Origin of the sequence: Shouchella shacheensis, from assembly GCF_001484965.1 — a bacterium.
Lineage (GTDB): Bacteria > Bacillota > Bacilli > Bacillales > Bacillaceae_D > Shouchella > Shouchella shacheensis.
Genome location: NZ_LLYY01000029.1, coordinates 1 through 19547 on the forward strand (window position 1 = coordinate 1; position 19547 = coordinate 19547).

The window sequence follows — 19547 nt, forward strand, 5'->3', positions numbered from 1 at the left end:
TTAATGAAGGAAACAGTCGTTTTCGTGCTTCTATAAGAGTTCATAGACTCATCGTATCATTTATTGAATGAGTTGAAACAGATATTTTCAGATACGGAGTGTATGAAAGCCCATACACTCCGTATCTCACCTCACTCTCATCCCACACCTAAGGAATGGGCTTTCCCGTTCGAATAAGTCTGTAATGATAAGGCTTGTCAAAGAGGGTTGGGCAGAAGGGACCGGTGCTGATAAAATAAAGCGCCTAAAACCCGGAGTACGGGCGTCTCCCTCCTCCAGCCCACTCGCATCTAAGTACGGTTCACTTGCCCACTTCCAGTTGAAATCCACAGTCTAAGCGGACCACTCACCCCAAGCCCGTCTGTTTTTCGCTCCAAAGCCATAGCTGGCGAGCCTTGCAATCATCTACGGCAGAGGGAGCCGGTTTGACTTGCTGTTTGTTAACAAAATAACTCCCTGTTACCCCAGGAAGCTCTGTTGATAGCGCCAGGTGAATAGCTGTCGAAGCCCCCTTCTCTGTGGTTTGAAAGAAGGGGCGGAGAAGTTTGTGGATCGTTGCACCGAACTCCGTTTCACGGTTAACGCCGAGGCTGGTAGAAACAGCCCCCGGGTGGAGAGAGAACACGGAGACACCCGACCCCTCTAGACGCTTGGTTAGCTCATGGGCAAAGAGCAAATTGGCAAGCTTCGACTGACCGTATGCCTTTGCTACATTATACCCAAAGTGAAGATGTGGATCTTCCCAATGAAAACAGCCCCATTTGTGGGCTCCAGAAGAAACGATGATGACTCGCGCATCCTCTGAACTTTCCAACTGCGGCAACAACTGATTGACGAGTAAGAAATGCCCGAGATGGTTGACGCCTAAATGCATTTCAAATCCGTCCTCTGTCTCTTCGCGTCGAGGAGAGACCACCCCAGCGTTTGCAATCAGTAGATCCAATGCTTGATGTCGCCTAGCTATTTCCTTAACGGCGCGACGAATGCTTGCCATCGATGCGAGGTCGCAACTATAGAGTTCGGCGCTCCCAGCCTCCTTTTTAGCATCTAGCGCATCAAGCGCTTTTTGACCACGTTCTTCGTTTCGACAAAGCATAAGGACGTGCATTCCAGCATTAGCAAGTGCTAGCGCCGTTGCAAACCCCATTCCTGCGTTAGCACCTGTTACAACCGCTTTTTTCATCCCTGTCGCCTCCTTTCGTCCCAGTATATCAAATGATAAAGTGCTTTTCCTCAATGGTAGCAAAAGTTCTAGTTTCAAACATTCCTCAAACGGCTATAGAAAGAATAAGAAATAAAAATAGGAGGAGTTTTTAATGCTAGTCCATGCGAAAACGCTTGAAACGTTTGCAATGAGCGCAGAAGACGGCGAATTAGGAAAGATCGATGACGTTTATATGGATGCACAGGATTATGCTGTGCGCTACTTTGTTGGAGATACGCGTACATGGTTCTTTGGAGGCAAAGTTCTTCTCAGCCCCCGTTCTTTCTCGTCTCTCGACTATGAGGAAGGAAGCGTCAATGTCAATGCAACCAAGGAACAAATTAAAGATAGTCCGAAGCCTGATGAACACGCCCCGATCAAGCGCCATTACGAGCAAGAGTTAAGCGACCACTATGGCTGGCCCTATTACTGGGCCGCTCCCGGGCAGCCTGGACTTGCGGCTCCAATGAGCGGCACAGGGGGCACTCCTGTTCCCGGCCCTTTGGTGCCGCCCGTCTTGACAGAAAGAGAAAATAAGAAACAAACGAAAGAGGATGTACGCACCGAAAGCGCCGAACAAGAGCGAGAGGCGCGGTACCCAAACGAGGAGCAGTATTTGCACAGCCTTAACGAATTGATTGGCTATAACGTTCATGCCAGGGGCGGGGAGTTTGGAAACGTCACAGACTTCTTGCTAGAGGAAGTGGACAATCAATGGTTCGTGCGCTACTTTGTTGCCGACACAGGAGGCGTATTCCGAAATGAGCCAACGTTAATTTCCATGGACTGGATTAAGGAAGTCACTTGGCTTGATCACGCTATTGTTGTCGACATGGATCGCGAAAAGCTCGATCATGCCCCGCCTCATACGCATGAAGTTCCGCTTACAAGGAAGAGGGAGAGCGAGCTTCATCACTATTATGGACGCACCCCGTACTGGGAGAAGTAAAACTAAAATGCGTGAGCAAAGGAATTGCGAGCCCCCTGCTGCCCTTAGAAAAAAGAGCAGCCTGGCGTAAGTGCCAGGCTGCTTATTCTCGTTCCTTCGTTTTATGATAATTCCGCTCCTCCAGAGCTTCTTTTAGTTCATCTTCAACACTCGTCCCCGTCAAGGCGACTTTGGAACGGTACGCTGCTCGGGTGATGACATGACCAGCTACAGGGGCTGTTAAAAAGACAAACACAATTCCAAGAATCAGTCGTACACTAATGTAATGATCCGCCAGCCAAAAATAAATGAACACACCAGAAAGCGTCAAAAGAACGCCAAGCGTTGCGCTTTTGGTTCCTGCATGAGAGCGGGTATACACATCAGGCAAACGCAGAATGCCAACCGCACTTATGATAGCCATGATGCTTCCTGCTAGAATAAGAATGGCGGAAAGAATCTCACCGGTCACGCTTGCGTTCAATGATAACCCCCCTCTCGATAAACTTTGAGAATGCAACAGTGCTAATAAAGGCAAGTATGCCTAGGATCAAAATAACTTCTAAAAAAGCCCGCGTCTGAAGAACGATTGAGACTACACCCACTCCAGAGATAAGATTAATCCCGATGCTATCCAAGGCAACAACACGATCAGGCATCGATGGCCCTTTCACAACACGATACAGGACCAAAGCAATAGAAACTGAAAATAAGACGAGCGCAATGATCAGAATGGTCTCAAACATTAACGTGTCACCTCCATAATCGCCTTTTCAAAACGTGTCATCGCTCGAAGCACAGCCACTTTCGAGTCAGGAATATCCATCGCATGGATGTAGAAGACGTTTCCTTTCGGCGACACTTCAAGCACGACCGATCCAGGCGTAAGCATTAAGAGCAGAGCAAGGGCGGTTACTTCCCAGTCCCCACTAAGTTTTGTCTCATACTTAAAAATCCCCGGGGTGATCGTCAGTTTAGGACTCAGGATCTGCTTTAAAATCAGAACACTGGACTGAATCAGTTCAGAGATAAACATGATCAGAAGCTTAATCAGCGCAAACAAACGGCGCAAGTAAAATTCAGTAAAGAAAAACCGACGCATTGCATAGATAATGCCTAAGCCAACCAAATACCCCGCAAACAAATCTCGGAAATAGAGAGCATCCGCGTCTTGCAAAAGCACCCATAGAAACGCAATCATTAGATTCAGGACCAGCTGACCGAACACAAGCAATCACCTCTTTTCACTAGCATGTACTGTTGTTCCATTCCTACGATCCCTCGCTTAGAACCGCTTCAATGTATACATCTGGATTCATTAAGGTGTGGGCAGCGTCACTCACATACGCGGAGATGCCTTCCACCCCTAACCCAAGGCCAAAACTTATGGCCGTTAGGAGAACACAAGGTATAAGCATCCCTGCTTTTAAGGGGACAGCACTCTCCTCGCTTATAATCGTCTCTCCCCAGAAACAGTTTCGGAAGACGCGAAGCAATGAATACAGAACGAATAGACTTGAAATTAGCGCAATCGCTAAAAGTACGTACGACTGATTTTCAATGGCTCCTTGAGCGACTAGCACTTTGCCTATGAACCCGCTTAACGGCGGAATTCCCGCTAAAGAAATCATCGTGATAAAGAAGAGCCAGCCAAAGAGCGGATAGTTGCGAATCAATCCACTGATTCGTTCTAATCGATTAGTAGCTGTCAGGGTAAATATTGTGCCCGCAAGCAAAAAGAGCAGTGCTTTAGCAACAATGTCATGAACCAAGTAATAGATGGAGCCTTCGATCCCCGCAGGTGTAAACACCGCTAGTCCGGTTAAAATGAACCCAACAGAGATCACGACGTTGTACGCAACAATCTTTTGAATATCATTATACGCGACAGCTCCAATGCTTCCACCGATCATGGTGATAGCGGCCATAATTCCAATCAGCGTGTGCGTGATGGTTGGCTCATGATAAAACAGAAGCGTGAAGGTACGGAACAACGCATAAATCCCTACTTTGGTCAAAAGGGCGCCGAACAAGGCAGCAATTGCGGTTGGCGGAGCACTATAAGATCCCGGCAGCCAAATATAGAGAAGTAGTCCGGCCTTTAAGCTGAAGACAATCAGAAATAGGATTCCGATGGTCGTCAGTAGCGGTGTTTGCCCTGTCTCCGCAATACGCAAAGACAGGTGCGCGAAGTTCAACGTACCAACCGTTCCGTATAAATACGCAATCGCAAATAAGAAGAGCGAAGAGGCGACGACATTAATGAGCACATACTTTATGGCCTCACGAAGCTGCTGCTTTGTTCCTCCAAGCGTAATCAGTGCATAAGAAGCTAGCAACATAATTTCAAAACAGACAAACAAGTTAAACATGTCTGCTGTTAAAAAGGAGCCGTTCACGCCCGCTATAAGCAATTGAATCAACGGATATACATACATCTTCTCTCGGTCTTCGCCGATGGAAGAGAATGCGTACACCAAGCTAAAAATAGAGGTCAAACACGTTGTTACAACAAGCAAAGCGGAAAATGAATCTGCCACAAAGGAGATGCCAAACGGAGGCGCCCACCCGCCAAAATCGAGACGCATGATGCCTTCATGCTGCACATGATAAAGGATGTAGGCGCTGACTCCAGTTGAGGCAATCAAGGATAGGAGACTGATCCAGCGCTGCACTTGAACAAATCGTTGAAAGAAAACTAAAAAAACCCCTATGACGACAGGTAGGATCATCGGCAAAATAACTAGGTTATTTATCATCGTTCATGCCCCTTAACTGGTCGAGATCATCCGTCCCTAACTCCCGGTACGTCCGGTAGGCAAGAACAAGAAAGAAAGCTGTTACTCCAAAGCTGATCACGATCGCTGTTAGAATCAACGCCTGCGGCAAGGCATCTGTGTAAGATGTTGCCTCCTCTCCAAGAAGAGGAGCCGCTCCTCCTTTTAAGCCCCCCATCACAAGGATGAGCAAATTAGCCGCATGCGAATAAATGGCTGTACCAAGGATCACGCGTATTAAGCTTCTGGAAAGAACTAAGTACGTTCCTACGGTGACGAGCACCCCAACGAGCACAGACATCATGGTTTCCATAAGCTATACATCCTCACTTATACTAAGAATAATCGTGACAACCGTCCCAATCACGGCAAGAGATACTCCCGCTTCAAACAGAACGACCGTCGCTAGCTCTGTCTCTCCGAAAATCGGCAGGTGAAAATAATCAAACACCTGGGTTAGGAACGGAGCGCCAAACAGGAAAGAGCCAAGGCCTGTCAATACACTGAGCAACGCTCCCGAAGCAGCAAGTAGTTTAAAATTAACGGGAATCCCTTTTTGAACGGTCTCTATATCGAAGGAAAGGAATAGGAGAACAAAGGCAGATGCGAGCACAAGCCCACCCACAAAGCCGCCTCCCGGCTCATTGTGACCGGCTAGAAACAAATAAACACCAAATGTCAGAATGATGAAGACCGCCATTCTTGTCACGGTTCTTAAAATCACATCATTTGCCTTCAACGTCCTCTCCTCCCCTCTTTGCTTTTAACTTAATGAGCGTAAAGACTCCGAGTCCCGCAATCACTAAGACAACAACCTCAAGCATGGTATCGAGCGCCCGGAAATCTCCTAAGATCGCGTTCACCATATTGTTCCCACCGGCCAGCTCATAGGCGTTTTCGTAGAAATTCGAGATTGGATCAAAGATGTCTGTCCCACTTACCGTGAGGGCAATCATTGTCACAATGGTCCCTGCCGCGAGTGAGACAACTCCTTTCAACACCTGTGTACGACTCTTGATCTTCTCAATCTCCCATTCAGGCAAGAAGTAAAAACATAGCAAGAACAGAGCTGCCGTCACCGTTTCAATCACCAGCTGCGTCAGCGCAAGGTCAGGTGCCCGAAAAAGGACGAAAAAGACGGCGAGTACGTAGCCAAGCACTCCATTTAATAGAATTGCCGTTAAACGAGAGCGGGCAAATAAAATACAAATGGCCGCAACGATCATAACCACCGTAAGGACCGCTTCATAGCTGCTAATGGGCGCATCACTTGCAGAGTTAAACGCAAACGACCCGGTGATGACCATAACGCTTGAGAGCGCCACAATCAGGAACACGAAAATGTACGCAAGATAGTGAGGCAAATGCCCCGTCATATACATTTGCGTGATCGACGTGGAGCGGCGTTCCAATTGCATGAGCGTCCCGTTGTAAAGGGCATCAAACGACCACTTTCTTGGAAAGAGGGCGTACACATTGTTCCAAAAGTGGACATACCGGTAGATAAGAAATCCAAACACCACGACACCAATGGTCATCAAGAGCTCTGTATTAATGCCATGCCAAGCTTCAATGTTATCAAGAAATCTTCCTCCCTCTACATACGATGGCAAAACGGCTGCATAGCCCGGCTTTAATAGATAGTCACCAAGCACATTTGGAAAGAAAAAGAGTCCGACCACAAAAGAAGCTAGGATTACTGGAGGGATCAGCATTCCGATCGGTGCTTCATGCGCTTTTTTCTCCAGCTTCTCAGGCTGATATTCGCCGAAGAACGTTTTAAAGATCAACATCATACAGTAGACAAAGGTCAAGACACTGGCGATCCACGCCACAATCGGAAAGAGTGAACCCCATGTTTCCATTGAAAAGATCGACAGCTCAGACGCATTCAAAACGCCTGTAAAAAACATTTCCTTACTCAAGAATCCATTAAATGGCGGCAGTCCTGCCATCGACAGGCTTCCAATAACCGCTAGTGTGAACGTGATGGGCATCACTGTCATTAACCCACCGAGCTTTCGAATATCCCGCGTTCCGGTTTCATGGTCAACGATCCCTACAACCATGAACAAAGCCCCTTTAAAGGTGGAGTGATTCACTAGATGGAAGAGGGCCGCAAAAATGGCTACCGAATAACCGACAGTACGTTCATTCACATCATCAAAATGGAGCGCCGCAGAACCAAGGCCAAGCAGACTCATAATCAAACCTAGCTGACTAATGGTGGAGTAAGCAAGCAATGCCTTTAAATCAGTTTGTCGAATAGCGGTAAAAGACCCCCAGAATAGCGTAAACAAACCGACGAGACTGACCACCCAAAACCAGACTTCTTCTCCGCCAAACACTGGGGTAAACCGTGCCACAAGGTAAATGCCGGCTTTAACCATCGTCGCTGAGTGTAAATAGGCACTGACAGGGGTTGGTGCTTCCATCGCATCCGGTAGCCAAATATGAAACGGAAACTGAGCAGATTTTGTAAAGGCTCCGAGTAAAATCAAGAGCATAGCAGCAATGAAAAGTCCATGATCCGCAAATTGACCGACTTGATCGATAATGGCGCGAATGCTAAACGTACCTGCCATCGTCCCAAGCATGATGAACCCTGCAAGCATCGCAAATCCACCGCAGACGGTAATCAGCATCGATTTTTGCGCGCCATAACGCGATTGTCTCCGGTGGTACCAATAGGCAATCAACAAGAAAGAGGAAATGCTTGTAAGTTCCCAGAAGACGTACAGCACCATAAGATTGTCTGAGAACACCACCCCTAGCATCGCCCCCATAAACATAAGGAGGTAGACATAGAAATTATGAAGCGATTCCCGTTTCATGGAAAGATAATAAATTGAGTACAGAACAACGAGACTCCCTACGCCTGTAATCAGCAATCCAAAGATAAGGCTAAGGCCATCCAAATACGTAGTAAAATTAATCCCTAGGGAGGGCATCCATTCAATCGTCGCTGCAAACGTTTCGCCCGTCGCAATGTCCGGAATGGTTGAAACCAATACGGCAAACAAAGCTGCTGGCACAAGAAGAACGAACCAGCCTGTATGTATACGAGGGACCCGCTTATACAGAAGTGGGACCAACGCTGCTACAATGAATGGAATAATGATAGCAATATTCATAGTGTACAAAAGCATACCCTCCCGTTCTTATTATTCAAAAAACAATGCCGGACGACTCCATTTATAAGTTCTTTCATTAATAAGTGACTTAGGCTCACTCTTGGCATCAGTTTGCCCGAAAAAACAATATAATAAGTACTTGTACTTCTAGAGTAGAAGGTGTATGATGTAAGCAAATTCTTGGGATGAGGCTAGCCATGGCTGGCTACACTAAAGAGACCATTCCAAAATCGTGCAGGCAAAAAACCCTGCACGTCTCTTTCACTCCACAAGCTATAATTCTAATGGTTACATCTATTTTTCATCTTTGCGAGTGCTAGGGGAAACCATCATCACACTATGCAGCCTGTCAAACCGAGGGAAGAGCGAGGCAAAATTAACGCTTCTCTAAACCAAAGTATATACTAATTTTATTCCCGTTGCACATCTCAGGGTCCAAAATGAGTTGTTGTCTAAGATTCGTAACATTTTCATCCGATCGTCGAGACACTATCTCATTATATAAAGAGTAAGTTTTCCATCAAAGCCATTGCTGTGCTACGGTAATCGCGTTTGGGAGTGATTACGATGGAAGTAGCACCGTCATCGCTAAGCTACATTATTGAAACGAGGTGAACGCCATCATGAAAAGAGCGAAAGCACGTATGGATGAAAGCATTCTTGTTTGCGTATTCTACGGACCAAATGGCGAGCGTCTAATTAATCGTGGGTATAAGCTTGCAAGCATGCTCGACTGTCCTTTATATATTCTAACGGTTGATCCATTGCAATACGATGAGCTCGACGCTGAAAAATCTGCCTACATTGACCGTTGGCAGGAGCTTGCTGAAGAGTATGAGGTAGAAGAGTTTGTAATTCGCGATGGTGAAAAGCGCCCTTCGGTCAAAGTCATCGCTGAAGTAGCTAGGGAGCATCACATTACACAAATTATTATTGGTCAAACGGCGAAAAGCCGCTGGGAAGAAATCACGAAGGGCTCCTTCATGAACGTTCTGCTCCGTGAAATCCCATTTGTTGATTTCCATGTCGTCTCCTGTGATCGAGCCATTAAAGGGCTCGAAGGTCATTTCGAGAAAGGCGTTCGTGCCTATCTTGTTGAAGACAGCGAAGGCTACCGCCTAAGCTTTACCCACAGTAAGGAAGCCAACTACGAAGGCATCTTCTTTAAAGAAACAGGGACGGATTTTAACAATGGTGTCTTTAAATTCATGAAGGACTCCAAAATGTGCCAGGTGCACGTCACCGATGACCGCGTCACTGAACCCACACGCATCCATCCAGACCTAAAAGAAGAAGCGTTAAAAAATAATCAAAAAGCATGAGCACTGGTGCTCATGCTTTTTGTTTTACCCATAACAAAGGAGAGCCCGTCACAGGCTCTCCTCGACTGCTTATTTGTAAATTTTCACGCGCTCTTCAAGCGGTTTAAATTCTTTCTCCCCCGGTTGGTGCATCGGTTTGCCAAATGGCATTTGAGCACGGAGTTTCCACGTTTCCGGCACATTCCATTCACGGACAACAAACTCATCGACAATAGGGTTGTAATGTTGGAGAGAAGCTCCAAATCCTTCAATTTCAAGAGCCGTCCAGATGGCGAACTGATGCATTCCTGAAGATTGATCCGACCATACAGGAAAATTATCCGCGTAAAGCGGAGCAGCTTCTTGCAAACCGCGGACCGTATCCTCATCTTCAAAGAAAAGGATCGTGCCATACGCTGATTTAAAGCCATTCATCTTCTCCTGTGTGCTTGAAAAATCAGCGTCTGAGCCCATTACTCCTTTTAGCGCTTCTGTCGTCAAATTCCAAAATTTATCATGCTCATCGTTAATTAAGACAATGATCCGGGCACTTTGTGAATTAAAAGCAGAGGGAACGTATTTAACCGCATGTTCCACGATCTCTTGGATACGTTCATCGGAAGCCACTTGCTCCTTGCTTAATGCATAAATCGAACGGCGCTCTTCTATAGCTGTGAAAAAGTCTTTACTCATAACGAAAGTTCTCTCCTTTTTGTGTTTAGCTCTCTGTTTTTATAATCAGGCAACTTTTTCATGGTTTAGTATCCTCTGTGAATACCGATAGCTTTTCCTGTGTTTTTTCAAAAATAATGGTCATTCTGGAAGGATCTTGAATGGCCAATGAGTCCCCCCTTTCTTCGGTACCCGGCTGCCCGCGGAAGCGCCCTAACACTCGGTCCCATTCCTCATCATTTGCGAGGACAATGGTATAAGACTCCATTCCTGCTGCCGGTTTTTCTTGAGGAACTGCTCCCTCGCCAGCCCATGTATTAAACCCTAAGTGATGATGGTAGCCCCCAGCAGACATGAACAGTGCTTGTCCCCCAAATCTTGAGACAACATCAAAGCCAAGCAACTCTTCGAAAAAAGCTTCGGCCTCTTGAAGATTTGCCACATGCATGTGGACATGGCCCATTACCGTCCCTTTCGGAAGCCCTTTCCACACTCCTGCTTCCTCAATGAGCCCGTCTCCATCCAAAGCAAGGGTCGCCATGTTAATATACCCAGAAGCATCGTATGTCCACTCTTTCCTTGGGCGGTCCCTGTAAATCTCAATCCCATTCCCATCGGGATCCGAAAGATAAACGGCTTCACTTACAAGATGGTCAGCGCCCCCTAGAGGCACGTTCTGCAAAGCAAGATGCTTCACAATGGTTGCGAGGCTTTCTCGGTCAGGCACAAGTAAGGCAAAATGATAAAGCCCTGCGTGGGATCGTTCCTTGACTGGTTTTGCTTCTTTATCTTCTTTCAAACGAATAAGAAGCGCATCTTTATTTGCATATAAATAGGCTTCGTTGTTTTGATATTGAATCTCAGAAAAGCCAATGATTTGCTCATAAAAGGCAATGGATCGAGAAAGATCTTGAACAACAAGATTTACGGGCCCGAGCGTTGTGTTTGGATGCATCCACAGTCCCTCCTAGAATTTCGATGTCTTTTCTACTGGTATTATTATAAAATACGGGTATAATTAGTGGAAGTACGCACTTTAAAGTACCATAGTATACTTTTGGATACTGTAAGGAGGAGAGTTAAGGATGACTACATGTAAAGCAGACACCGCCCTTGAAATTCTCATCGGCAAATGGAAGCATAAAATCCTCTTCCAATTGATGACGCACGAGGTGCTGCGTTTTAATGAACTGAAGCGGGCCATTCCCGGTATCACTCAAAAAATGCTCACTTCCCAGCTGAGGGAACTGGAACAAAATGATATTATTGAACGCAACGTTTATCCACAAATTCCGCCTAAGGTCGAATACTCCATGACAGAGTACGGGCAAAGCCTTCGCCCCATCCTTGAAGCCATGCACGAATGGGGGCAAAACCACATTAAACACCTAGAACAGGCCTATTCCAAGGCTCAGGAATAGCCGGATTCCATACTAGGAGGGGCAGTGCTGCCCCTCCCTTTTATATTTCCTGCCATAAAACCTCCTATAACACAACCACGGCTTTTATGCCTTTGAGAACGGCCTATACGACTCCCGGCTCAATGATTAGTCGTCGATCCAAGGTGTTCACTTCCGCTTGCGCACCGTGAGGAACCGACAGACTCGGCTTGCAATGTCCGATCATAAACCCACTAAGGATCGGCTTTCCATTGGAGACAACATGATCATGAAAGATCGTTTGCAGACTTATGGATGGCCTTCGGTTGGCCGGTAGACAGTTTTGAAAGTCACAGAGGAGCACTGCGCAAGCGTCCGAAAACTTCCCTGCCAGCCTTAATTGATTGAGCATGCGATCGATGCGATACGGTTCCTCCTCTACCTCCTCAATAAATAAAATCTTTTCTTTCGTATCAAGCTCGTACGGCGTACCGAGTGTACTGACTAGCAGTGATAAATTTCCGCCAACAAGCGGCCCCTTTGCCTGGCCAGCTGCAAGTGTTCGAAGAGGCTGCACGGCCTCATCAATGACGAGTCTTGTTGGACGCATGACTTGTTTTAAATACTCCGCATATAAAGGTGATTTTCTGCTTTCTTCCAGGTCTGAGCTTAACATGGGTCCATGGAAGGTGATGACGTTCGCCTGCTGATAAATCGCTGTGTGGAGACAAGTAATGTCACTGTATCCCCAGAAGATTTTTGGGTTCTCCCTGATCAGGTCATAATCGATTTGATCCACAATCCGGGGGGTGCCATACCCGCCACAGGCGCAGAAGACACCGGCAATTTCCGGGTCAGCAAACATCATTTCTAATTCAGACACTCGTTCCTCGTCCGTTCCATGTAGGTAGCCATATTCACGGCCAAGCATGGGTGAGGGTTTCACGTTTAATCCGAGGCCTTCATAGAACGCTTTGTCTTGGTACACTTGTTCAAGAGAGGGTGAGCTTGCCGGGGCAATCACCCCTATAGTATCGCCTCTCATCAGCGCCTTTGGTCGAATGGCGTTTTTCAAAAGGCATTCCTCCCACGTCTTTTTATAGCCGACTCCTTCTTTCAGCCTTATTCTTCTGACCTCTTTGTAAGAACGAACCTTTCCTTCGCCCCACGAAGCTTTTTCATGATAAACTATAAAAAAACATAGTGGGGGATAGGGATAAGATGCACCAAGACAATGAACAACTGAAAGGCACGCTCGCCGCGCTCGCTGCCTATGGGCTCTGGGGTTTGTTGCCTCTGTACTGGGGACTGCTCGATGACTTTTCAGCCCTTGGCGTGCTTGCGTACCGAATTGTATTTTCCTTTGCTTTTATCCTAGGTTTGTTCCTAGTAAAACGAGAACTAAGACGAAAACTCCAAGAGCTCAAGCAAGTCGTCGCCGATACAAAGCAGTTTATAGCGATTGCACTCGCTTCTCTCTTTATTAGCATGAATTGGTTTATTTTTATTTTTGCGGTCAGTAGCGAAAAAGTGATTGACGCTAGCCTCGGCTATTACATCAACCCACTCCTCAATGTAGTGCTAGCAACGCTTCTGCTGAAGGAAAAATTAAAGCGTGCCGAGCAATTCTCAGTCCTCGCAGCTCTTATTGGTGTACTGGTACTCATCGTTGTAGGCGGCTATGTTCCTTGGGCCTCGTTGGGCATGGCACTTAGCTTTTGTTTGTATGGCTTTCTTAAACGAGGAGTCCGCGTGAGTGCCTCTGGTGGACTTTTGCTTGAGACGGTGCTCGTGACGCCTCTGGCCCTTCTTTTTATTATGACCAGTTCGCTGCCCAACTTTTTCACTCATGATAGCTCGATTATGTTGCTGCTTTTCGGTTCTGGCATTGTCACTGCGATCCCACTGATGCTTTTCTCTTTTGGGGCCCAGCGAATATCGTTTGCATTGATTGGATTTCTTCAGTATATCGCCCCTACACTGATGCTTATTCTCGGCATCTTTGTCTTCCATGAACCGTTTAGCGCTGTACAGTTTGTTGCCTTTGCTTTCATTTGGCTCGCACTGCTCGTATTTACAGGGTCGAGGCTGCATACCAGTCGCAGTCGCCGTTCTCTGGAGAGAAAGAAACACCATAGCGCGGTTTCGTAGGAAGAATCGTAACTTTCGTTTATACTAAAGAGATCTAGAGTTGAAAGGAGCTTTTTCCATGTCTACATTTAGAGGGTATATTGGCACCTACACGAAAGGAGACAGCAAAGGAGTCTATACATTTACGCTGGATTCCACATCAGGAGAGCTCAAGGGTCTTGAGGCGGTCGCGGAATTAAAAGACCCTACCTATGTGACGGTCAGTTCAGATGGAACTCGGCTTTATTCTGTCATGAAGGATGGAGAAGCTGGAGGAGTGAGCGCCTTTGATATTAATGAAGAATCGGGGGCGTTGACGCTCTTAAATAAAGAAATCACTCCGGACGGGGGGCCTTGTCATGTCAGCGTTAATTCAAAACGCTCCCGTCTTTTATCAGCGAACTACCATAGCGGAAGGATTACCGCATTTGACTTAGAGGAAAACGGCTCGATTAAGCAAACTGCCTCGACCGCTCAGCATGAGGGGGCGGGACCGAACGAAGAGCGCCAGGAAAAAGCGCATGCCCATTTTGCAGGATTCACTCCGGATGAGAAATACGTTGTCGCTGTTGACTTAGGAACAGACGAAGTCATCTTGTATAAAATCGATAACGGCAAGCTGACACGTCATTTTGTGCATGAAACGGCTCCCGGTGCAGGTCCGCGTCATATTGCGTTTCACCCGACAGAGCCTTACGCGTATATCATGACTGAGCTTTCCAATGAAGTAATCGCTGTTCGCTACGACCATGTTCCTGGCTCTTTGGAAGAAGTTCAGGTGGTCTCAACCCTTCCTGAAGGCTATGAGGATGACAGCATCGGAAGCGCGATTCACCTTACAAAGGATGGACGCTTTCTATACGTCGCGAATCGTGGCCACAACAGCATGGCTTCGTTTAGCGTCAATCCATACTCCGGAGAGCTTTCTTTTGTGGAGCATGTATCAACAGAAGGGGACTGGCCACGAGATTTTCATCTCGATCCTTCGGAGGAGTTCCTCGTTGCGTCGAACCAAGAAAGCAGCAATTTAAGCGTGTATGCCCGAAACAAAGAAAATGGAAAGTTAAGCCTTGTTAACGCAAACATTCCCGTCCCTCACCCCGTTTGCGTTACATTTGCACAAACCTAAAACATTTCGCTACATGGACAAGGGGTCATCGCGACCCCTTGTTTTCGCGTTTTCCCGTTGCCAATCTTACGAGATCCTCGTACAATCTAGGTAACATTCATTCGTTGCTCTTTACTGAAGGGGTCCTTTTCATGCAAATGGTTTCACGGTCAAGTGTAGGTTCGATTCGACGAAACTCGTTGGTCTTCATGGGGATTTTGCTTATAGCAAGTAACCTCCGGCCAGCGATCACCTCTGTTGGGCCACTCATTGGCTATATACGGGAAGATTTCACAATCTCCAGTGGGGCTGCAGGTTTTTTAACCACACTGCCTCTCTTAGCGTTTGCAATTCTCTCCCCCATTGCCGCAAAACTTGGCAGCGATTATCAACAGGAGCGAGTTGTCTTTGCCGGACTTCTAATTTTGCTTATTGGCATGCTTATGCGTTACACCACCTTCTTTCCTTTTTTACTGGCGGGGACGGCCTTTATCGGCATAGGAATTGCTATAGGGAATGTCTTAGTGCCGAGTCTCGTTAAAAAGTGGTTCCCCAATCGAGTCGGTTTTGCGACTGGGATGTACACGACGACGCTCTCCACGTTTGCTGCGATCGCTTCAGGCGTGAGCGTACCGCTGGCGCACTTTGGCTTAGGATGGAGAGGGGCGCTGGGCATTTGGGTCGCTCTTTGTGTTGCTGCCATTCTTTTTTGGCTTCCACAGCTCACACGAAAAGACCAGCAAAATACAAATCAACAAACGCTGGCCCTCCCTTCCCAGTCTAGGCTCTGGCGCTCAGGGATTGCTTGGCAGGTCACGATTTTTATGGGAAGTCAGTCGTTTCTTTTCTATTCCCTCGTCTCTTGGCTTCCAGAAATTCTGCAGTCGCAAGGCCTAAGCACTGGCTCTGCTGGCGCAATGCTCGCGGTGATGCAGTTTTGCGGGTTGCCCGCGACATTTTTAACACCCATGCTAGCTGGCAAATTAACGGATCAGAAAGGGCTCGCTTTCACTTTGGCACTTTTGTACTTCTTTGGATTTAGTGTTTTACTCCTATCCTCTTCCCCCGCGCTTAGCATTGTTGCTATCGTGTTCATTGGGGTTGCTAGTGGTGGAAGCCTGAGCCTAGCTCTCACATTCATGAGCCTGAGAGCAAACTCCGTAAAGCAAGCGGCCGCACTCTCAGGTATGGCGCAGTCCCTTGGTTATTTGCTTGCAGCGCTTGGCCCTTTTCTGATCGGTCTTCTCTTTGATGTAACCGGCACATGGAATCTTTCTTTGCTTGTCTTTGTAAGCGCGACGGTCCTTTTTCTAATTAGTGGGCTAGGCGCCGGACGCAATCAATTCGTATCAGCAACCGCTCCGGAAAAAGGGTAACAAAAAAGCATAAGCGCCCTGCCCACGAGCGACAAGTTCTGGAAGAACGGCAGGATCAAGCCTGTCCTTTGGCTTGATCTGGCGGATTGAAGAAACCTCGAGCGAGTGGGCGCCGGAGCTAGACAATCCGAAAAGCGCAGGCGGGTCGAACAGAAGCGCGGATTTTGGAAGGCCTGCACGAGAAATCCCGACCCGGATTTCCGGGCAGGACTGAAAAATCCCGAGCTTCTACCCGCCGGAGCTAGACACCAAAAGCAGCCGACAAAAGGACTATTGCCCTCTGTCGGCTGCTTGTTTCTATCTTTTAAACGAACCCCGCTAGCGCCTCTTCCGCGGTAACATAATCAAAACCAAGGTCGCGGGCGACAGCTTCGTACGTGATGGCGCCTCCAGCCACATTCAACCCTTTGGCAAGCGAGGCATTCGTCCGCATCGCTTCTTGGACCCCTTTGTCTGCGATTTGTCTTGCATAGGGAATGGTTACATTCGTTAGTGCGATTGTCGATGTTCTTGGAACCGCACCAGGCATATTGGCCACCGCGTAGTGAATCACCCCGTGCTTCGTGTACGTCGGGTTATCGTGGGTGGTCACCGTGTCCGCGGTCTCAATGATTCCGCCCTGATCGACAGCCACATCCACAACGACGCTGCCAGGCATCATTTGCTCAATCATTTCCTCTGTCACAAGTTTCGGTGCTTTTGCTCCTGGGATTAGCACGGCGCCAATCACAAGATCCGATTCTTTCACCGCCACAGCAATATTCAGCGGATTCGACATCATCGTCTGGACATCGCCTCCAAACTGATCATCTAACTGGCGCAAGCGCTCAGCACTTACGTCAAGAAGCGTGACATCGGCGCCAAGCCCAACCGCAATTTTTGCTGCGTTTGTGCCAACGACACCACCGCCAATAATCGTCACCTTGCCTCGCTGTACGCCAGGCACTCCCGAGAGCAGAACACCCTTCCCACCTTTAGGCTTTTCTAAAAATTGAGCGCCGATTTGTGAGGCCATACGGCCAGCTACTTCGCTCATCGGCGTAAGCAGCGGCAACGTTCGGTTGACTTCCACGGTTTCATAGGCGATGGCTATTACTCCATGTTCCACCAATGCTTTTGTGAGCTCGGTCTCAGCCGCGAGATGCAAGTAGGTGAACAAAATCAACCCTTTGCGAAAATGTTGGTATTCCTCGGCTAGCGGTTCCTTTACTTTCATGACCATTTCTGCCTTGCTCCAAACATTCCCCGCAAGCGCCGTCATTTTGGCGCCGGCCTCTTCGTATTCACTGTCTGTAAACCCACTCCCAAGACCGGCCTGAGCTTCTACGAGCACATCATGACCGGCTTCTTTTAGTGAGACAACTCCTGCTGGCGTAATAGCCACGCGGTTTTCATTATTCTTTACTTCTCTAGGTACTCCGATAATCATGACAACTGCCCCCTAACTATTGATCTTGCTTTAAGTATAAAGAATCCTTCTTCGTTTATCTTTGGGTTTGTCGCAGAAAATCATGCTTGTTATTTGTGGCTTTTTCACAAATGGAGCCCTTTATTCATGTAGTTTAAAATCGATATAAAGACCCATTCGCTCCAGTGGACGTTTCAGCTCTAATTTCGTTAGTTCATCGATCCGCTTTAGCCGGTATTGCAATGTATTGGTGTGCACATGTAGCCCTTTAGCAGTGGCACGAACATTTCCGTCTTTTTCTACATACATGCGAAGCGTTGCAAGCAAGCTCGTTTGATTGGCTTGATCGTATTGTTCCAAGACGGCGAGTGCAGGGTGGACTGGCTTCGTTGTTTCTTGGAGTTTTAACTGATGGATATGCCGCAAAACCCCTGCTTCATAATAGAACAAGCAGCCCTCTAGCTCACTAGAATAACGCCGTTTCAGCTCCAACATTTCCAGCGCTTGCTGGTAGCTTTCAGGCAATTGATCGACTCCATATATAGGGTTGCCAGCCGCCATTTGCAGGTTTTCTCTTCCAGAGACTAGCACCCGAAGTTCATGCATGGCCTCCCGCCAGTCGTTTGCCACTACGAGGCCTATGATCCGATCGTCATCATGGATATAAAGGGGAATGCGCTTCCCTTTTTGCTTAAGTCCATCTACAATTTTTCCAAAAACCGGTTCTACCTCCTCTATTAAAAGAACAAAGACAAAGCAAGTGCTTTCGTTGTCGACTTCATGAGCGACGAGTTCTCTTTCTGCTTGTACGCCTGTCACTAGCTTCCACAGCAGCTCTTCCCTACTTGTGAGTTTCGGTTGCTGATTGTGCTTCAACTTCCTAAGCAGAGCCATCGCTTTCGCCGCCACACTTGTAAGCCACTGCCGCTCCTCATAAGTGAGCGTCCGCGCCACTTCCGAAACCCATATGTAGCCAAATACCGTTTTTCCGTCGCGAATGGAAACTGCCACCCGTCGACCGAGTCCCATATCATCCATCTGTCCGATCGCCACAGGCTCATCGGATTGATTCAGGGCAGGCATGACCCCCTCTTGCCAAAACCTACGAATTAAGGGGTCGGGAACACGGCGACCAATGATCGTTGAAATCCTCGCCTCATCTGTCCCAGCGCCATGCTTAGAATAGGCCAGGAGCTGGTGATTGGCATTTTCAATTGTCACCGGACATGCTAGCAGTTCTCCAAGCTCCCCGACAAATTCGTCGAGGGACACAAACGACCGGTGCAGAAATTTTGAATACTTTGTAGCCATTTTACTCCTCGCAATCGTTCATTCTTCAACGTCTTTTTCTCCTACTAGTATATCAACTTCTCCGTTCACTTGCCTAGTTCCCTTACTCCTCTCAACGAATCGTTCCTGTACAAGCACACTGCTCACCCCCAAATGGCGGTCTCCCTTTCTCATTGAAACGCCAAAAGCTGACGAAAAGGCACACATCCTGTACAATAGTGGCACATTCATCATTCAAGGGGGAGAATTATCTGTGAGTAAAGCAATAGGTGGTCTATTTTCACTGCTTACACTCTTTCTATTCGCTGCTCTGCTAACCCTCCTTATCTATGAACCTGCTGAACACGTAAGCTCTGAAACTCTTGAAATTATTCAGCAAGACGGCCTTCATCCGGTTGTCGCGGAAAAAAGCGAACAGCTAATTGAACGAGCGGCTGAGATAGGCATAGAGGTCGTCATTACAGATGGATACCGCTCCGAGGATGAACAAGACAAACTGTATGAGAAAGGCCGGAGCGAGGAAGGGAATGTGGTAACAAATGCCCGGGGCGGGGAGTCCTATCATAATTATGGTCTCGCCATCGACTATGCGATACGAAACGATGAAGGAAATGTTATTTGGGACACTTCTTATGACGGAAACAATAACGGAGAATCCGACTGGTTCGAAGTCGCGGAAATCGCCAAAGAGCTTGGATTTGAATGGGGCGGGGACTGGACGTCTTTTCGAGACTACCCTCATTTACAGATGGATTTCGGGCATTCAATAACAGCCCTTCAACATGCAAGGGATCAAAAGGAAAGTGAAAAATGAAATAGCACTCACCTCTCTAAGAGCTG

20 protein-coding genes are annotated in these 19547 nt (G+C 47.5%); 7 read left to right on the top strand and 13 right to left on the bottom strand.

Annotated features, from left to right (window positions below; genetic code table 11):
• Window positions 1–346: 346 nt before the first annotated feature.
• Complete coding sequence (locus AVZ68_RS16050) at window positions 347–1183, bottom strand: SDR family oxidoreductase (RefSeq protein WP_059105593.1); 837 nt, start codon at window positions 1181–1183, stop codon at window positions 347–349.
• 133 nt (window positions 1184–1316) lie between these two features.
• Here AVZ68_RS16050 and AVZ68_RS16055 point away from each other — a divergent pair, with 133 nt between their 5' ends.
• Complete coding sequence (locus AVZ68_RS16055) at window positions 1317–2153, top strand: PRC-barrel domain-containing protein (protein WP_059105594.1); 837 nt, start codon at window positions 1317–1319, stop codon at window positions 2151–2153.
• 82 nt (window positions 2154–2235) lie between these two features.
• On the opposite strand, the gene AVZ68_RS16060 is transcribed toward AVZ68_RS16055, so the two are convergent.
• Genes AVZ68_RS16060 through AVZ68_RS16090 form a run of 7 tightly spaced genes read right to left on the bottom strand, consistent with a single transcriptional unit; the run spans window position 2236 to window position 8052 of the window.
• Window positions 2236–2616: a Na+/H+ antiporter subunit G gene (locus tag AVZ68_RS16060; RefSeq protein ID WP_082676710.1), complete on the bottom strand. Its 381-nt coding sequence runs from the start codon at window positions 2614–2616 to the stop codon at window positions 2236–2238.
• A complete protein-coding gene (locus AVZ68_RS16065) occupies window positions 2594–2878 on the bottom strand; it encodes a Na(+)/H(+) antiporter subunit F1 (RefSeq protein WP_059105595.1) in 285 nt (94 codons plus the stop codon). Before AVZ68_RS16065 ends, AVZ68_RS16060 begins: the two co-directional genes overlap by 23 nt.
• Window positions 2878–3360 carry a Na+/H+ antiporter subunit E gene (locus AVZ68_RS16070; RefSeq protein ID WP_082676712.1) on the bottom strand — a complete coding sequence of 161 codons (483 nt, stop codon included), beginning with the start codon at window positions 3358–3360 and terminating at the stop codon, window positions 2878–2880. Before AVZ68_RS16070 ends, AVZ68_RS16065 begins: the two co-directional genes overlap by 1 nt.
• Window positions 3361–3403: 43 nt before the next feature.
• Window positions 3404–4888, bottom strand: a complete 1485-nt coding sequence (locus AVZ68_RS16075) for a Na+/H+ antiporter subunit D (protein WP_059105641.1) — start codon at window positions 4886–4888, stop codon at window positions 3404–3406.
• On the bottom strand, window positions 4881–5222 hold the full coding sequence (locus tag AVZ68_RS16080) for a Na(+)/H(+) antiporter subunit C (protein ID WP_059105596.1): 342 nt from the start codon (window positions 5220–5222) through the stop codon (window positions 4881–4883). Before AVZ68_RS16080 ends, AVZ68_RS16075 begins: the two co-directional genes overlap by 8 nt.
• 3 nt (window positions 5223–5225) lie before the next feature.
• The gene (locus AVZ68_RS16085; RefSeq protein WP_059105597.1) at window positions 5226–5648 is read right to left on the bottom strand and encodes a Na(+)/H(+) antiporter subunit B; all 423 of its coding nucleotides are present in this window, start codon (window positions 5646–5648) and stop codon (window positions 5226–5228) included.
• The gene (locus AVZ68_RS16090) at window positions 5635–8052 is read right to left on the bottom strand and encodes a Na+/H+ antiporter subunit A (RefSeq protein WP_059105598.1); all 2418 of its coding nucleotides are present in this window, start codon (window positions 8050–8052) and stop codon (window positions 5635–5637) included. The genes AVZ68_RS16085 and AVZ68_RS16090 overlap by 14 nt, the downstream gene beginning before the upstream one ends.
• Before the next feature lie 614 nt (window positions 8053–8666).
• Here AVZ68_RS16090 and AVZ68_RS16095 point away from each other — a divergent pair.
• On the top strand, window positions 8667–9365 hold the full coding sequence (locus AVZ68_RS16095) for a universal stress protein (protein ID WP_059105599.1): 699 nt from the start codon (window positions 8667–8669) through the stop codon (window positions 9363–9365).
• Between the two features lie 69 nt (window positions 9366–9434).
• Here the strand turns inward: AVZ68_RS16095 and AVZ68_RS16100 are convergent, their stop codons facing one another.
• Together AVZ68_RS16100 and AVZ68_RS16105 are read right to left on the bottom strand one after the other, a co-directional pair.
• On the bottom strand, window positions 9435–10037 hold the full coding sequence (locus tag AVZ68_RS16100; RefSeq protein ID WP_059105600.1) for a nitroreductase family protein: 603 nt from the start codon (window positions 10035–10037) through the stop codon (window positions 9435–9437).
• Window positions 10038–10095: 58 nt separating this feature from the next.
• A complete protein-coding gene (locus tag AVZ68_RS16105; RefSeq protein WP_059105601.1) occupies window positions 10096–10971 on the bottom strand; it encodes a VOC family protein in 876 nt (291 codons plus the stop codon).
• A 130-nt stretch (window positions 10972–11101) separates the two neighbouring features.
• Here AVZ68_RS16105 and AVZ68_RS16110 point away from each other — a divergent pair, with 130 nt between their 5' ends.
• Window positions 11102–11437, top strand: a complete 336-nt coding sequence (locus AVZ68_RS16110) for a winged helix-turn-helix transcriptional regulator (RefSeq protein WP_059105602.1) — start codon at window positions 11102–11104, stop codon at window positions 11435–11437.
• 103 nt (window positions 11438–11540) lie between these two features.
• Here AVZ68_RS16110 and AVZ68_RS16115 read toward each other — a convergent pair whose 3' ends face one another.
• Window positions 11541–12440 carry a S66 peptidase family protein gene (locus AVZ68_RS16115; protein WP_059105642.1) on the bottom strand — a complete coding sequence of 300 codons (900 nt, stop codon included), beginning with the start codon at window positions 12438–12440 and terminating at the stop codon, window positions 11541–11543.
• 176 nt (window positions 12441–12616) lie between these two features.
• Here AVZ68_RS16115 and rarD point away from each other — a divergent pair, with 176 nt between their 5' ends.
• From rarD to AVZ68_RS16130, 3 genes are all read left to right on the top strand, one after another.
• Window positions 12617–13546 carry an EamA family transporter RarD gene (rarD, locus tag AVZ68_RS16120; protein ID WP_059105603.1) on the top strand — a complete coding sequence of 310 codons (930 nt, stop codon included), beginning with the start codon at window positions 12617–12619 and terminating at the stop codon, window positions 13544–13546.
• A gap of 58 nt (window positions 13547–13604) precedes the next feature.
• On the top strand, window positions 13605–14654 hold the full coding sequence (locus AVZ68_RS16125; RefSeq protein WP_059105604.1) for a lactonase family protein: 1050 nt from the start codon (window positions 13605–13607) through the stop codon (window positions 14652–14654).
• A gap of 131 nt (window positions 14655–14785) precedes the next feature.
• Window positions 14786–16009: a CynX/NimT family MFS transporter gene (locus AVZ68_RS16130; protein WP_437182704.1), complete on the top strand. Its 1224-nt coding sequence runs from the start codon at window positions 14786–14788 to the stop codon at window positions 16007–16009.
• Window positions 16010–16313: 304 nt separating this feature from the next.
• On the opposite strand, the gene ald is transcribed toward AVZ68_RS16130, so the two are convergent.
• On the bottom strand, window positions 16314–17438 hold the full coding sequence (gene ald / locus AVZ68_RS16135; protein ID WP_059105605.1) for an alanine dehydrogenase: 1125 nt from the start codon (window positions 17436–17438) through the stop codon (window positions 16314–16316).
• 120 nt (window positions 17439–17558) lie between these two features.
• On the bottom strand, window positions 17559–18728 hold the full coding sequence (locus AVZ68_RS16140; RefSeq protein WP_059105606.1) for a PucR family transcriptional regulator: 1170 nt from the start codon (window positions 18726–18728) through the stop codon (window positions 17559–17561).
• 232 nt (window positions 18729–18960) lie between these two features.
• Here AVZ68_RS16140 and AVZ68_RS16145 point away from each other — a divergent pair, with 232 nt between their 5' ends.
• Complete coding sequence (locus AVZ68_RS16145) at window positions 18961–19521, top strand: M15 family metallopeptidase (RefSeq protein ID WP_437182705.1); 561 nt, start codon at window positions 18961–18963, stop codon at window positions 19519–19521.
• The last annotated feature ends 26 nt before the right edge of the window (window positions 19522–19547 follow it).

What these genes read in the sequence shown, in the direction of transcription:
- AVZ68_RS16110 (WP_059105602.1), top strand. Translation starts at nt 11,102, where the DNA reads ATGACTACATGTAAAGCAGACACCGCCCTTGAAATTCTCATCGGCAAA.
- AVZ68_RS16115 (WP_059105642.1), bottom strand. Translation starts at nt 12,440, where the DNA reads ATGAGAGGCGATACTATAGGGGTGATTGCCCCGGCAAGCTCACCCTCT.
- AVZ68_RS16050 (WP_059105593.1), bottom strand. Translation starts at nt 1,183, where the DNA reads ATGAAAAAAGCGGTTGTAACAGGTGCTAACGCAGGAATGGGGTTTGCA.
- AVZ68_RS16105 (WP_059105601.1), bottom strand. Translation starts at nt 10,971, where the DNA reads ATGCATCCAAACACAACGCTCGGGCCCGTAAATCTTGTTGTTCAAGAT.
- AVZ68_RS16095 (WP_059105599.1), top strand. Translation starts at nt 8,667, where the DNA reads ATGAAAAGAGCGAAAGCACGTATGGATGAAAGCATTCTTGTTTGCGTA.
- AVZ68_RS16065 (WP_059105595.1), bottom strand. Translation starts at nt 2,878, where the DNA reads ATGTTTGAGACCATTCTGATCATTGCGCTCGTCTTATTTTCAGTTTCT.
- AVZ68_RS16125 (WP_059105604.1), top strand. Translation starts at nt 13,605, where the DNA reads ATGTCTACATTTAGAGGGTATATTGGCACCTACACGAAAGGAGACAGC.
- AVZ68_RS16055 (WP_059105594.1), top strand. Translation starts at nt 1,317, where the DNA reads ATGCTAGTCCATGCGAAAACGCTTGAAACGTTTGCAATGAGCGCAGAA.
- AVZ68_RS16080 (WP_059105596.1), bottom strand. Translation starts at nt 5,222, where the DNA reads ATGGAAACCATGATGTCTGTGCTCGTTGGGGTGCTCGTCACCGTAGGA.
- AVZ68_RS16130 (WP_437182704.1), top strand. Translation starts at nt 14,786, where the DNA reads ATGCAAATGGTTTCACGGTCAAGTGTAGGTTCGATTCGACGAAACTCG.
- AVZ68_RS16100 (WP_059105600.1), bottom strand. Translation starts at nt 10,037, where the DNA reads ATGAGTAAAGACTTTTTCACAGCTATAGAAGAGCGCCGTTCGATTTAT.
- AVZ68_RS16140 (WP_059105606.1), bottom strand. Translation starts at nt 18,728, where the DNA reads ATGGCTACAAAGTATTCAAAATTTCTGCACCGGTCGTTTGTGTCCCTC.
- rarD (WP_059105603.1), top strand. Translation starts at nt 12,617, where the DNA reads ATGCACCAAGACAATGAACAACTGAAAGGCACGCTCGCCGCGCTCGCT.
- ald (WP_059105605.1), bottom strand. Translation starts at nt 17,438, where the DNA reads ATGATTATCGGAGTACCTAGAGAAGTAAAGAATAATGAAAACCGCGTG.